The following is a 13,391-nucleotide window of genomic DNA, read 5'->3' as shown; positions in this document are numbered from 1 at the left end:
ATCTCGGTAATAGAGGCGTCTGTCTTATTACAAGAAGCAATCATCACGATCTAAATAATTAGCATTATGATAAACACGAACGTAAATTACCGGAGACCGGTTTTAGGTGATCCGATTTTTTGCTTATCTGCGAATTTCCGGAAGTGTACCACGTTCACGCCATAAGCAAAGCGCCCTTTTAGGATGGTGAGGGGGCGGGCACGGGGCAGGGGAGAGATACAACATATAGCGTCATAATAAGCTGCTGACGCCGCTACATGTTGTGTCACGGGGCCGCTGCGCGCCGGGGCGGATGGTGAAGATCCGTTTCTACCTTTTTTCGGATCTACGGCAACAGGAAAGGACATAATTGACAGGATGGCAATAATTATTCTAATTAGTGCAGAACCAGCATAAATGCAAGACGGGTATCTTTACATTAAAAATAAAGCAACAGAGCTTTACATGGCTATGTAAAGCACATAAGCTTTACTTAATATGGTAAAGCTATGAAGCTTTACATTACCAACCAGTTAAGGAGCTTCTGTATGGCTATGGTCAATGCCCGCATTGATGACGATCTGAAAGCCCGGGTCGATGCAGTCCTTCAGCGCAGGAATATAACGGTCACCCAGAATATGACAGATCTGTACCGTTATATTGATCAGCATGAGCAGTCACCCTTTTTGCCGGCCCCCCGGCCGCATACTGCCGGTGAGGTTGTGGCAAAGTGCTGTTCTGATTTGATGAATATCCGCGATGCACTGCTGCTTATCCGCGGCCATACTGAGCGCCAGGCTGGCTGGGGAGAGATGGCTTCACTTTATCAGTTGTTTACCCGTTCCCGCCTGGCGCTTGCCGATGGGCTGTGCTGGCTGCACAGTGCCCCGGCGTTGCCCTTCACCGTTGACCGGCTGCTGCTGCCTCTGGCACAGGCTCAGGCGCAGATCGCAGAGTGTGATATTGCGATGGGTGGCGGAAGCCGCGATGCACTGATGCTTACCGGCGAGAGTGAACAACACCTGTCCACCGCCATAGCCAGCCTGGATGAACTGGTCAGCAATTTGTGCCAAAAAGCAGGGTTACTTCGCCGGCAGATACCGGTTGTGCAGGAAGAGCAGCGTGCAGACGGCGAATTCTGTTCTGTTATCACCGCTGCCGCTGCTTTTGAGCATGCTGATGTCATTGTTCTGCTGCGACCGGATCTGCTGCGTCTGCTGACGCCACGTCTGAAAGAGGCGATCCCCTGCCCGCAGCTGGCTGGCTGGGGGCCGGGTGTGGATATCAACAGCGGCTATAACACCTTTATTTCGGCACCGGCAGACTCTGCCCCCAGGAACGCGACATCCGCATTTGCTCGAGCTGCCTCCGGCGGGGCAATGGGCATCTGCGGCCTGCTTTTCATTCAGGGAGAAACCCGTATTCATTACTGGCCGCAGAAAGAAGCCGGTACGGATGTGGTCACCCGTGACAGGCTTGCTGAGGTCGTCTGCGAGAAGATGGACAGCCTTATCCGTAAAATTCTTCAGGGCGCGGTAACAGAAAAAGGTGAATGAAAGGACTCGGTCACGTAATGTCTTCAGCGCACCATACGGACTTTGCGTCGCCCGGGGCGATGAAAATCCGGTTCCGCTCAAAAAGGTGATTTCAGAACTGATCAGCAGCATGGAGAGTCACCTCTAACCCTCCCGCTGCTGACCGTCCTGCCACAAAGCTCCCTCCGGGAGCTTTTTTTTACTCTTAGTCAGTGACCAGCGAACCACATCCATAATGTGCTGATAGTGATTTTCCCGGCTGGCGGCAAGCCGCAGTCCCTCTGCCCAGCATTCATCCGAGAATTTCAGCGCTTCTTCACCGGTGCGCTGCTCCGGTACCCGACTGTCCAGCCAGCGGGCCCCGACGTCCTTACACGTTCTCTTCATTGCGTTATCGCCCGATAGCTGTTTCAGTTGCATCGCTAACTTCTTCCAGTGTGAAACAGGAATTCTCTTTACCACAGTAAGTACAGACCTCATGAGTGCCTTCATTTTCTATACGGGCACTGAGAAAAGGCTCTCCAATGCAGGTAGTACAAATCCAGGTTTCATCAGCTTCAAAACTGCACATCAGGCGTATCTCCGGCGAGGGGTCAGAAGGCCCAATTTTATCAGAAATGAAAAGAAAGCTATTCGGCTTCTGCTTTCGCCTGTATTGCTGCTTTGATCATGGCTTCAGACATTACCCTGGTACGGCACTACAGCTGTAAAATTTATTTGGTCATGGCTGTCTGGCTGTAGAAGGGAATGTGCTGCTGGGCTAAACTGGCAGATAGTCATCCCGCCGGGTACAGGATCATTCTTTTCCGGGACGGCATATCCTAACCCATTGTCACCCTGATGGTCAGAATGCACCGGCGTCCGTGCGCCCGGAAAAACAGCATTTACGGCATCAACCACAGCCTCTGTGTCCGCTATAGTGCACACGCAGCCTGTCCTACAGGCATCGGCCGCTGCCGATAAGCGACAGCGGATGTCATCCCACAGGAAATTTAGCCTTATTTCAGGAAATACAGAGCATGCTCTTTGACTGGAAAGAACTTATCTCGCCTGTCGTGACCGTCACTGCAGTCTGGCTTGGAGCCAGACTCGCATTAAGTAACGATATCCGTAAGAAAACACTGGAACTGGAGACGGTGAGGTTGGAGAGGCTGGTGCTTGAGTGCGACAGCTGTCTGAGAAATCTGAATCTCTACTGCATGAATGTGGGGAAGTTGCTACATGATCTGTCAAAGGGGTATGAAAAGAGCATCACGCTGGCCAGCGTCACCCAAGGTCTCGTAAAATCCGCCGGCGTGGGGATCCGGATTGATTTTGAGGCAGTAAAGGCATTTCAGATTACCATAGAACTTCACCGGCCAGCCGATTTTAAGGAGTGGAAAAGGCTCATTCTCCCGCTGATACTGCATCTCGACCATGTCGTTGCTTCCCCGTCATGGGCTACTGAGGAGTGTACGGAACAGCTCAGCCGCATGTCCTGGAGACCCGAAAAGGTGAAAAATTACAACGAAGAACTAGCTGCTCTGGCTGTCCCGCTACCTTCATACAGACAACAGCTGATTGAGCGCATCGCCGGTGACTACCGGGCCTTAATGCATTCTGCGTCCCCGAATCTATGGGTAATGGCACGCAAAACCTGGCGTGCGGTCCTTCATTTTGTCAGATATAGCCCGTCAACGCCGGGAAGCAATACACCGTAACGACAGGAAGCTTTACCGGCTGCGTTTCAATGGCAGTGTATCAGCAGCATGACGTCAGGGGCGTCATGTGCTTTCCGGCTGCGAACTCCCTGTGATCCTCAGGCCTTGAACATATGCGAGTCCACCGCAGGGAATAACTGCTGAACACTCACAGGGACGTGCGTTTGCCATCTCGGTTAGTCTATATTTCATCGTGATTCATCAAGAAATTCCTGTGCTGCATCTCAATTGCTGAAAGCAGTTACTTTATAGGCTCATTGACTTTCGGCTTTACCTTTTTTCGGATCTCAGGAGGAGAATAGAAAGGCTGATGCGAGTTAAGCAATAAAAGCTTGCTTTTATTGCCAACAGGAAATTATAACTTTCGGTAAAGTAATTTTATCAGTTGTATACTTACTTGTTAATTAACATCACGCCTTTCGTAACGCGCAAAATTATATGGCCTTATCGTAAGCGAGGCGGTAGTGAATTCGCAACGTATGGAATAAACTGTTCCGACTCTGCCAGGGTTCAGTGATTTCCTATCTGCTTCTGCGCCCTGTTCCTTCAGTAATTAAAGATTAAAGGACTGACCATGGCCACCACCGTAATTACTGCCTTTAACGAATTTATGAAAGATACCGTAAATCTCAAAAAGGCAGATACTGATGACGCGCGTGCAAGTCGCGACTGGCTTATCGGAAAGATAAATGATTTTGAAAATGATGATATTTTTCCGGTGAGTTATCCTGGGATCCATATTGCCTTCGGCTCATTTGCCAGACGAACCAAAATCCGTCCTCTGGACGATATCGATCTGATGTTCGGCTTATCCGCGGAGAGTGGCACTTATAACATCCTGAGTGACCGGATCACCCTGACCTCTTCCGGAGAGGGTTCGCGCCTGCACGGGTATCGACACTCGGGAGCTGACACTATCTGCTCCGTCAGAATTCTGAATGCCTTTAAAAGCCGCCTACAGGATATTGCCCAGTACGCTCAGGCTGATATCAGGCGTAACCAGGAAGCCGTCACGCTGAAGCTGGTCAGCAAGGACTGGAATTTTGACATCGTGCCGTGCTTTATCACCCGCGAAGACGTCTTTGGACGGACTTACTACCTGATCCCTGACGGCAACGGACACTGGAAGTTTACCGATCCCCGTAAAGACAGGGACAGGGTCACAACTATCAATGTGCAGAAGGACGGCAATGTGCTCAATGTCATAAGAGCCGTCAAGTACTGGCAGCGGCGAGCGACGATGCCCTCCATGAGCTCCTATCTGCTGGAGACGCTGATTCTGGACTATTACGCCAGCAGGACATCCTGCTCATCGTTTATCGATATGGAGCTGGAAGCGCTTTTCCGCCATCTTGGTCTGTTCGTGCAGTTCTCCGTCAACGATCCCAAAGGCATACAGGGAGATATCAACTCTCTTTCAGCCGAGGCACGCCAGGCGATTTCGGACAGATGTTTTCTCGATGCGCAGAAAGCCTCGGAGGCGAGACGGTTTGAGAATGATAAAAACTATGAAAAATCCATCAACAAATGGCGCGACGTGTTCGGGCCGTCATTTCCAGTTTACGGGTGAACCATGAATGCTATTTACACAAACCAGTCAACCAGAGAAAACCTGGATCTTCTGTATGCTCAGGCCCGCGTCTACGACAGGGTGAAGAACTGGAACAGACTAAATTTTCTCTTCAGCATCATCGTGCCGTTCCTGCTTTCGGTTGTGACCGTTTACAACCGCAGTTGGGGTTTTGTCGACTCGGAGTTGCTGTCTTCGTTGCTGGGGCTTTACGGATTGCTGGTCCTTACCTTTAATATTGCCATTAGCGGTCACATCTCGGCACTGCGCAGGAAGGCCGCCTCCGTCCAGGAAATGTACGACTGCCGGGTACTTGGTATACGGCGTAATGATCTGAAGGTGGAGGAGATCTCACGGGACGATATAAGCCGGGCAGCAGCCTATTTCAGAGACAGTCCGGAAAAAGCACGCAGGCGATTTGGCGAAGAGAGATGGTACGTAACTAAGGTTTATGATGCACCCCAAGCCGTTATGGCGCTCCTGTGCCACGGTAAAAACCTCGGATGGGATAAATCCCTCAGGGAGGTACTGCACGTGTTGTATCTTTCAGCTTTCATTGTCTCACCCATCGCCATGCTTGTTTACGGCATTGCCATGAAATCAGGCCTGAATGAGATCCTCTTATACATAGTGTTCACTATGCCGATCATCCGCTATTTCCTGCTTCAGTTTCTGGATAATTGCAGCAGTATGAAAAGAAGTGAGAAGTTGAAAAAGTACGTTGAGAAGGAAATTTCCGGCATCAGGGTGTCCGGACGGGCAGAAGAGGAGTCGCTGGGTTATACGCTCCGTAATATTCAGGATGAAATTTTCGCCTACCGTGCCTCATGCCCGCCCGTACCGAACGGCATTCAGCTGATAATGAAACGCAAAAATGAGCGGGTTTATGACGATTACTTTGAAACGAATCTGACGGAAATGCACCTGCCGGGTCGGAGCGCCCCTTGAATCCCGGGGGATCACCCTCCCGTACCATAACCGTCAGAGAACTCTCGCAAAGCGGTGCGGTCATCCGCACCAGTCCGTATGTCGTCAGTTGACGTATTTCGACTAACTGACCCGATTTCATCGAATAGTGTTCCGTACCTATCTTGCAACTCAACGCTCATGATGGCAGGCTGGATACTGCTGACGGTCCCGCAAAGATAAGCCCGGCTGTCCGTTCTTATTTTTATAAGGAGCAGAGATAAAAAAAAGCGCTGATTGTTATCGATGTCCAGAGCGACTATTTCTCGCGAGGTGCATTTCCGCTGGAGAATGCCTGCGTCGCCTGCGCTAACGTCCTGACCGACATCGATTATGCCAGACTGCAGAACTGACTCATCATGGGTATTCAGCACATATAAGCCCCTGACGCGCTGTCCTTCATTTTGACAGATATAGCCCGTCAACGCCGGAAGCAATACACCGTAACGACATGAAGTCTTGTAGGAGGTCCCTTTCCGCCCATCCAGGTTATATCATTCGCTTTCCTAAAGGAAAAATGTCACCACCTTTATGTTCGATGCCCCCAAAGCATAACAGCCTAAAGGCAGACAGTCCGCCTTGTGCGGGGAGCTTTATGATGCCACGAACAATTTTTGTTTCCCATTCGCACTGTTTGGTAACACACCCTGTTACCAGTCGTTTTTGACTAGCTTATTTCTCGCGTGCGCCTACTGTGCAGCGATATGTTCATATCTGAAGAGGTTTATAGGCCAAACGTGCTCCGCGCTGTTGTGAAGATTGCTCGTGGCAAAAAAAGAGGCATACGTCATGCTATCGCTGCTGATGCGTCCGCTGGTGTTGCGTTTCGCCAGTATAAGGTCGCTCGTCGGCACGGCAGCGGGGCAGGGAGACTAGAGCATCGACACAAGATACTGACGCTGGAGGCCGCAGCCAAAGTATGACCTGATATGCCTAGCGCGTACATTTACGAAGTGAAGCCTATTGTGGCCTGAGAACTAACGCGTGAATACCCTGACGCCCCATCCGCTCGCTCAATTGAAACTGCATAATGGCGCGGCAGCAGATTTGAATGGGTCATTGGGGGCGTCATAAGACGGTATTGGCGCGCAGGCGGTGCTGCTGTGAGTCATGTAGAGAGCTACGTGACGCGAATAAATAGGCTACTCCATCTTGATCTATCAACTTTTTAACAAAACTGTATATAAACACAGTATTTGGGGGAGTGATAAAATAGTGGCTAGATATTCAGACATCGGTACTGCGTTCAGTGCAGCCGTTAAACGAGAGCCAAACGGCCGACTTATAGTTACGTCCCTTGATTTTGTTCGTGAGCTTGAAGCGGTGCACCATCACTGGACACTAAGCCGTGCTAATGCCTGGATCGAGCGGTGCCAAATTTATTTTCGTGACTACACGCCGCATCACGGTGACGAAAAAAGTTACTTTATGATTGGCATGGGCAGAATCCTCTAGTGGGGTTCCCATCGCCAGCTCAGGACTACGTTGAGCAGACGCTCTGCCTGAATCAGCTCTGCAATATAAACGGCAACAGCCTGGTGATCGCGACGTCGAGCGGCTGGGCAGTAATTGATAAATCAAAGCGTCCGCTCCCCGGCAGGGTACTTTTGGTAAATGTCGACGGCAATAATGAGTTCGCCAGATGGCTGGGTGATGCGCTAATAACCGAAGATGGAGAGGCCATGGAAGGAGAAGCATTAGATGGCGTGATCATAGTCGGGCCTGTCACTGCACTGATTCACATCGTTGAAAGGTAAGGTGATTGCCTGACCCATACTGTAAGGTAACACTCTCTATTGTGCTCATCCCGGTTTGTCGATTTGCAAAATGTTAGCCGGATTCAAGGTTGCTTCAGAATAGGCAGCATGCTCACCTGCCGGATCTGCTGGGAGTTGATAGATGATGTTAAAGCGGATTTAGTTATATTGGTACTTAAAGTGTCATTCTAGCTTTGTACTGAAAAATGAAGGGCAGGGGCACAATACATGCAGTATATCGTTCGCTATTTAATAGTGCACTATATATTTAATATAAGATAGATTATGCGCACTAAGAATGTAACAGCAAAGTTGTAATGTTCGCTCATAGCTAAGTTAAGATGAAAGACATAAGCCCCAACTTTCATAGAACTGCAATGCCAGGGGGTTCATTCCCGCTAAGAGCGAAAAGGCATGTTCGCCATTGCTCTCACGGTTTATAGCATGTATTAATCAATGGAGAACAGGTCAGCCATGCATCGCATTAAGGAAATCAGTATAATATCTTTTAATCTTCTTTCCGGAGTTAATGGGTATGGCTATTGCAGGCTGCGACTTTACGACTTTCGCCACCAAACTTAATGAAGTGCTGACTCTCAGCGTTCCGGTACGTACCCCCGAAAAACTGTTCGGGAGAGAAAAACAGCTGGAAACAATACAGTTAGCACTTCACTCCCCGGGCCGCCATGTATTCATCTATGGTGACCGAGGTGTAGGGAAGACTTCTCTGGCACACACCGCCGCATCGCTTATTCAGTCTTCAGATAACCGCCCCATAACCGTCAGCTGTGACCATGACTCGACACTTGAGTCTGTCATCGAGTCGGTTATAAGTCAGGCAATACTGCGTATGCCGATGGAACAATATAAAACGTCCACTACATTTGGTGTTAACATCCCAATTGTAAAAGCCGAAGCTCGTTTTGATAAGGTTAATACGTCACGTATTCGTCCTGTCATTAACATGGCCAGTGCGGTTGAAGCCCTCAACTATCTGACAGAAAGCTATTCAAAGAAAACCGTTGTAGTCATCGATGAGTTTGACCTGATCCGTAGCGAAGAACAGCGGTCTCGCTTTGGTGTTTTACTCAAGCAGTTAAGCGACGGGGATGTACCGGTTCGTATCATCTTTACCGGGATTGGACAGTCGTTATCTGATTTGATTGGTGGGCACTTGTCCAGTCAAAGACAGATTGAACAGATCGACCTTGATCGCCTGCATTGGACCGGCCGGAAACGGATCGTAGACAGTGCTTTTGAGTACTTTGGCGTAGATATCCCTGCTGAAATCGCTGACCGTATTTGCGCGCTGAGTGATGGATTCCCGTACTATGTTCATCTCATGTGCAGCAAACTCCTCCATGAATGTTATATGGCTGATGAAGTAGTCGGTACGGTGACTCGTGAGTTATTTCTGGCGTCGCTCGATGCGTCTGTATTGTCTGCGGAAGAAACACTCAGATCATGCTATGAGGCTGCGACATGCCGTGATGAACATATGCACCACATTCTATGGGCGATGGCTGAAGGAGCGGATCTCAATCGAATGAAAGACCACATCATTACTTCCTATATACAGGTCATGAAGCACCTCAGTATTGAACCTCTCACTCAGAAGAATTTTGACAGCCGTTTTGCCAGGCTTCGTAAAGAGAATCATGGTTCTATTCTGTGCCATGCGCTTGTAGGAAAAGATGGTGTCCGCCCTGGCTGGTTTCGATTCAGAGAGAACATGATCAGAGGTTTTGTCAGAATGCAGGCAGAGAAGTGTGGAATAGTTCTGGACTTCGACCGCCAATATAGCGCCCATACAGCCAGCATCAGAACTGCGGCTGTAAAGGGAGTGTATAGTCCCCTGAGTCCAGTAGAGCGTAGCGTAGCTCGCCTCAGACGTGATGATGAAAAGGATGCTGAAGAGGCGAATGACATGTAAGTAGACTAACTGGCTACATATTTATTACATGAGGAATTCATGATGATGGATTCCTCCCGAGCCAAGAAGGTAATCTTGCCTTATCCATATCATGTCCGCTTCTGGCACAGAACGCACATTTCAGCTTTGCCCTGCCCCGAACATCTGAATTTAGCTTTGACAAACATAATAATGGCAGAATTATAATGTCCGCCTGAGCTAAGACAGTGTTTCAAACTCTTTATCATGAGCTTCTCGACAGTTGCTCAATTCTGACACATGGTAAATAAAAAAAGCCCCGTAGGGCTTTGAGCTACTGAATTATTTCTTTGGGTTTTTACTGGGTTTCAGTTTGTCAGTATTTCCCGGGGTTTTTTTATTGTCGCGCTGGCGTTTATCAGGTTCCCCTGTTGAGTCGGCAATTCTTTTCGGGCCTGGCTTAAGACTCATGGTCGTTCTCCTTTGCATATTAAAAGATAATTACTCAGTCAAGAGTATAAAGTTTTTACGCTTATTCACTTGCTCTTTCAAGGAGGATTTTACCTGCGAAAAAGTATGTTTATACGCAATAGCAGTGGCGAATTACCAAATGCCAGTCAGTTAGACAACAAACTGACTATTTTATTCTTTCTCGGAGTTAGGAATGCCCAGCTGGTTTAGAAATCCGAGCAGCCCTTCTCTCACCAGAAAGCATTCAAGCCGCTCCTGCTCTGCGGGTGTCATTTTCTGCAGGACCTTGACAATCTGGCACAGCGAGGCTGTTTGTAACCGCATACTATAGTCTGCAGTAGATTCCGCTATTAAACAGGACGCCCGACGATGGTGAACCACCGGCGTCTTACGCATATAAACCAGTACGCTCTCATCAACATGGATCAGCCGCGCTCTTCCACCTTTCACACCAGTCAGTGCCTCAGTTGTCCAGCCCTGTTCGCGTATCCAGCGATTTACGGTTTGTCTGGTGACACCAAGGTAATCTGCCATCTCTTCTGGCGTCATTTTATCAAGTAATTTCATCTGCTTTTTCACTGTTGCTGCTGGTTGAAATTTCAAGTAAGCCACTCATCTTGCGCGCAGATAAGAAGATTAGTGCGCATATCTAATGCTGACGCATTGGCAGCGGCGAGCAACTTGAATACCTCAGATATCGAAGGTGGCTTGGGAAGATTTTTCGGTAAATCTCCAGGCCAAGCTTTAACTGGGCCATTTCTCTTATCGCCACCGCTGTTCCTCCAGAGAATCGAACTGCTCCATCACTTCCCATTTCACGTCTTTCAACGTTGCTAACGCGTTCATCACAGCTGGCGCTTTATCATCTGGCGAAACCTTGCCTGGCAGAAGCCCGAGCATCCAGTCTATTACCCGGCATTTGAGCTCATCGTTACTGGCCATCAGTCGATTTTGATAGGAACGGATATCATCAACCATAGTTTTTTCAGCCAACGCCTGAAATGTCATCCCAGGCGCAGGGTCATCCAGTTGTTGCAACAAGCCAATTATTCCCGCTTTTACACCGTTATCATCGACCGGATACTGGGCAGCTCTCCAGAGTTCGCAAAGATAATCGGGCAGTGTGATAGTGGTCCGTTTACCGCTTGACCGCCGGACATAGTTAACTTTCATTCTCGCTCCAACGCTAAAAAGGGCTTATTGAGTCAATATTAACTCACGCCAGCGGGGATAAACCGGAATGTTTTCCGCGGTGGTCTGCGCCATGCGCGAGTTCCCTGCATGCGTGGGAATAAACCGGTTAGCTGGAAATCCTGGGGGTGTCTCCGTGCTGCGTTCCCCACATGTGTGGGGATATACCGGTTTCACGAAGGGAAGCCTTCCACCTGACAGAGTGTTCCCTACATGCGTGGGGATATACCGCGCGTCCAGCTCCGTGGAGGTGGAGTGCGCCAGCGTTCCCTTTCCAAACACGGCATTCCCGACCCCTCCGCGCCAAATCGCGCCCCCTAAACGAGCCATTCATCAACCTGTAACACTTACGCCCAGAATGCACTTGTGCACCGTGCAGCGGTGCGTTATCATGATTGCATTAAACATAGGGAGGCTTGGATGGAATGCTAAACCACATAGGAAGCTTCCGTGATGTATGGTTGGAAGACTTTTTTTTGCACTCAACGCCGCATAGAAAGATTCCTCCAGACATACATACCACGTTGGCTCGCAAACTCGACATTATCAACGCTGCCGTTACTTATCTGGATTTGAGATCGCCACCTGGCAACAGGTATGAGGAGTTAAACGGCAAACTGGAAGGTTACTCGTCAATACGCATTAACCAGCAATATCGCTTAATATTTAAATGGGTGGATGGAAAAGCGGAAGATCTCTATCTGGATCCGCACAAATACTGACATATAGAGGTGCCAGTTGGCGCTGGTCCCCCTCATGATTTACGAATGATACTCAAAAACCTCAAGGATTATTATGAAACAGGCAACCAGAAAACCGACTACCGTAGGTGACATCCTGCTGTATGAATACCTGGAGCCGCTAGATCTTAAAATCAACGAACTTGCGGAAATGTTGCATGTGCATCGCAATAGTGTAAGCGCATTGGTTAACAACAACCGCAAACTGACGACTGACATGGCATTCCGCCTGTCTAAAGCATTCGATACGTCCGTTGATTTCTGGCTTAATCTCCAGGCTGCTGTAGACCTTTGGGAAGTAGAGAACGACACCCGAGCGCAAGAAGAATTTAGCCGCATCGTTCCCGCCGCTATGTTTATTGCCAGCAAAGCTAAAAAGAAAGTCGCCTAACCACCGCAACCAGCCCGCCTGACAGCGGGCTTTTTATTCCTGTGGCGGTGCAGATCTAAGATATGAAACCCGCGACGTTGAGTTCGAGTATAAAGATCGCGATGCGCTTGCCCGGCCTACCAAACGCAATCTATATGCGATGGCGTTACGAGTTCTTCTCCGCCTTCGCCAGCTCTTCAAGCAGCGGCAGCATAATACGCATCACGTCGCGGCTGCGGCGCTCAATGCGGCCGGGCAGGGCGCTGTCGATAAACTGCTGGTTATCCAGACGCACGTTATGCCAGCTGGTGCCGTCGGGAAACGCTTTGGTTTTTGCCCGCTGCTGGTAGCCATCTTTTTTCCCCAGCGACCAGTTCGTGGCCTCGACGGAGAGCACCGGGATACCTGCGCGATCGAACACTTCGCTGTCGTGGCAGCAGTCGGTGCCTTTCGGATAGTCTGGGTTCAGGCCCGGATTAGTGGTGGCGGTGATGCCGTGCTGGCGAGCAATGGCCAAGGCGCGATCCCGGGTCAGCTTGCGCACTGCGGCAGGGGTGCTTTTGCCGCTGTTGAAGTAGAGCTTATCGCCGACGATCAGGTTATCGAGGTTGATCACCAGCAGAGTGTTTTTCTTCTCGGCGTCGCTCATGCGCTGCAGCAGATTTTCCGCGCCCAGCCGTCCCTCCTCCTCGCCGCTGGTGGCGATAAAGCGGATGCCGTACTGGGTCTGCATATGCTTCATCTGGTCAGCCAGCTCCAGCATCACCCCCAGCCCAGCGGCGTTATCGTCGAGGCCCTGTAACGTCAGGCCGCCAAGGTTGTTATCGCTATCGGCGTCGCTGCGCGGCGCGTAGGTATCGAGATGCGCCATCACAATGATCTGCTGAGCCAGCTTGCCTTCATGGGCGGCGATGACCGTACTGCCCGTCACGTTGTGCCAGTTCTGGTTCTTATTGCGTGAGGTATAGATGTAGCGGCTGTTGAACTTGCGGATGTCGCTCTGGTAGCCCATCTGTTCAAACTGCTGGCGCAGATAGTCCGCTGAGAGCATCTCCGCAGGTGTGCCGGTCATGCGGCCTGGGAAATAGGTAGCAATATGGCGAGCCTGCTCGCTGGCCATCTCGCCGGGCTGGCTGATCTTAGCCTGTGCCGGCACGGTAAAGCACACACCGAGCGCCAGAGCTACAACAAGATGGCGCAATGCGGGAAACATAGTGAGTC

At 50.0% G+C, this 13,391-nt stretch carries 13 protein-coding genes; 8 read left to right on the top strand and 5 right to left on the bottom strand.

The window, feature by feature from the left end; all coding sequences use genetic code 11:
- Positions 1 to 527 precede the first annotated feature (527 nt).
- Entirely contained in the window at positions 528 to 1,535 is a 1,008-nt protein-coding gene (locus NR795_RS12630) for a hypothetical protein (protein WP_257758420.1), read from the top strand.
- 123 nt (positions 1,536 to 1,658) lie between these two features.
- Here NR795_RS12630 and NR795_RS12625 read toward each other — a convergent pair whose 3' ends face one another.
- Entirely contained in the window at positions 1,659 to 1,901 is a 243-nt protein-coding gene (locus tag NR795_RS12625) for a hypothetical protein (RefSeq protein WP_257758419.1), read from the bottom strand.
- 632 nt (positions 1,902 to 2,533) lie between these two features.
- On the opposite strand from NR795_RS12625, the gene NR795_RS12620 reads away from it, so the two are divergent.
- The 5 genes from NR795_RS12620 to NR795_RS12600 all read left to right on the top strand — a co-directional run bounded on the left by NR795_RS12620 (position 2,534) and on the right by NR795_RS12600 (position 9,440).
- Positions 2,534 to 3,214: a hypothetical protein gene (locus NR795_RS12620; RefSeq protein ID WP_257758418.1), complete on the top strand. Its 681-nt coding sequence runs from the start codon at positions 2,534 to 2,536 to the stop codon at positions 3,212 to 3,214.
- Between the two features lie 574 nt (positions 3,215 to 3,788).
- Entirely contained in the window at positions 3,789 to 4,784 is a 996-nt protein-coding gene (locus NR795_RS12615; RefSeq protein WP_257758417.1) for a nucleotidyltransferase, read from the top strand.
- Between the two features lie 3 nt (positions 4,785 to 4,787).
- Positions 4,788 to 5,732: an S-4TM family putative pore-forming effector gene (locus tag NR795_RS12610; protein WP_257758416.1), complete on the top strand. Its 945-nt coding sequence runs from the start codon at positions 4,788 to 4,790 to the stop codon at positions 5,730 to 5,732.
- 1,472 nt (positions 5,733 to 7,204) lie between these two features.
- Positions 7,205 to 7,507, top strand: coding sequence for a hypothetical protein (locus tag NR795_RS12605; RefSeq protein WP_257758415.1), 303 nt, complete (start codon positions 7,205 to 7,207; stop codon positions 7,505 to 7,507).
- Between the two features lie 535 nt (positions 7,508 to 8,042).
- Positions 8,043 to 9,440: an AAA family ATPase gene (locus NR795_RS12600; protein ID WP_257758414.1), complete on the top strand. Its 1,398-nt coding sequence runs from the start codon at positions 8,043 to 8,045 to the stop codon at positions 9,438 to 9,440.
- 300 nt (positions 9,441 to 9,740) lie between these two features.
- Here the strand turns inward: NR795_RS12600 and NR795_RS12595 are convergent, their stop codons facing one another.
- The 3 genes from NR795_RS12595 to NR795_RS12585 all read right to left on the bottom strand — a co-directional run bounded on the left by NR795_RS12595 (position 9,741) and on the right by NR795_RS12585 (position 11,042).
- Entirely contained in the window at positions 9,741 to 9,869 is a 129-nt protein-coding gene (locus NR795_RS12595; protein ID WP_256380191.1) for a hypothetical protein, read from the bottom strand.
- Positions 9,870 to 10,040: 171 nt separating this feature from the next.
- Positions 10,041 to 10,436: a YfeC-like transcriptional regulator gene (locus NR795_RS12590; protein WP_257758644.1), complete on the bottom strand. Its 396-nt coding sequence runs from the start codon at positions 10,434 to 10,436 to the stop codon at positions 10,041 to 10,043.
- Positions 10,437 to 10,631: 195 nt separating this feature from the next.
- Complete coding sequence (locus NR795_RS12585; RefSeq protein WP_257758413.1) at positions 10,632 to 11,042, bottom strand: hypothetical protein; 411 nt, start codon at positions 11,040 to 11,042, stop codon at positions 10,632 to 10,634.
- A 443-nt stretch (positions 11,043 to 11,485) separates the two neighbouring features.
- Between NR795_RS12585 and NR795_RS12580 the strand changes: the two genes are divergently transcribed.
- A complete protein-coding gene (locus tag NR795_RS12580) occupies positions 11,486 to 11,782 on the top strand; it encodes a type II toxin-antitoxin system RelE/ParE family toxin (protein WP_257758412.1) in 297 nt (98 codons plus the stop codon).
- 73 nt (positions 11,783 to 11,855) lie between these two features.
- Positions 11,856 to 12,191, top strand: coding sequence for a HigA family addiction module antitoxin (locus NR795_RS12575; RefSeq protein ID WP_257758411.1), 336 nt, complete (start codon positions 11,856 to 11,858; stop codon positions 12,189 to 12,191).
- Positions 12,192 to 12,336: 145 nt separating this feature from the next.
- Here the strand turns inward: NR795_RS12575 and NR795_RS12570 are convergent, their stop codons facing one another.
- Complete coding sequence (locus NR795_RS12570) at positions 12,337 to 13,383, bottom strand: aminopeptidase (RefSeq protein ID WP_257758410.1); 1,047 nt, start codon at positions 13,381 to 13,383, stop codon at positions 12,337 to 12,339.
- Positions 13,384 to 13,391: the final 8 nt, after the last annotated feature.

Origin of the sequence: Pseudescherichia sp. L3, from assembly GCF_024656065.1 — a bacterium.
Taxonomy (GTDB): Bacteria; Pseudomonadota; Gammaproteobacteria; order Enterobacterales; family Enterobacteriaceae; genus Pseudescherichia.
This window is presented reverse-complemented; position numbering and strand designations above follow the sequence as displayed.

What these genes read in the sequence shown, in the direction of transcription:
- NR795_RS12615 (WP_257758417.1), top strand. Translation starts at nt 3,789, where the DNA reads ATGGCCACCACCGTAATTACTGCCTTTAACGAATTTATGAAAGATACC.
- NR795_RS12580 (WP_257758412.1), top strand. Translation starts at nt 11,486, where the DNA reads ATGCTAAACCACATAGGAAGCTTCCGTGATGTATGGTTGGAAGACTTT.
- NR795_RS12595 (WP_256380191.1), bottom strand. Translation starts at nt 9,869, where the DNA reads ATGAGTCTTAAGCCAGGCCCGAAAAGAATTGCCGACTCAACAGGGGAA.
- NR795_RS12585 (WP_257758413.1), bottom strand. Translation starts at nt 11,042, where the DNA reads ATGAAAGTTAACTATGTCCGGCGGTCAAGCGGTAAACGGACCACTATC.
- NR795_RS12600 (WP_257758414.1), top strand. Translation starts at nt 8,043, where the DNA reads ATGGCTATTGCAGGCTGCGACTTTACGACTTTCGCCACCAAACTTAAT.
- NR795_RS12610 (WP_257758416.1), top strand. Translation starts at nt 4,788, where the DNA reads ATGAATGCTATTTACACAAACCAGTCAACCAGAGAAAACCTGGATCTT.
- NR795_RS12625 (WP_257758419.1), bottom strand. Translation starts at nt 1,901, where the DNA reads ATGAAGAGAACGTGTAAGGACGTCGGGGCCCGCTGGCTGGACAGTCGG.
- NR795_RS12570 (WP_257758410.1), bottom strand. Translation starts at nt 13,383, where the DNA reads ATGTTTCCCGCATTGCGCCATCTTGTTGTAGCTCTGGCGCTCGGTGTG.
- NR795_RS12620 (WP_257758418.1), top strand. Translation starts at nt 2,534, where the DNA reads ATGCTCTTTGACTGGAAAGAACTTATCTCGCCTGTCGTGACCGTCACT.
- NR795_RS12590 (WP_257758644.1), bottom strand. Translation starts at nt 10,436, where the DNA reads ATGAAATTACTTGATAAAATGACGCCAGAAGAGATGGCAGATTACCTT.
- NR795_RS12575 (WP_257758411.1), top strand. Translation starts at nt 11,856, where the DNA reads ATGAAACAGGCAACCAGAAAACCGACTACCGTAGGTGACATCCTGCTG.
- NR795_RS12630 (WP_257758420.1), top strand. Translation starts at nt 528, where the DNA reads ATGGCTATGGTCAATGCCCGCATTGATGACGATCTGAAAGCCCGGGTC.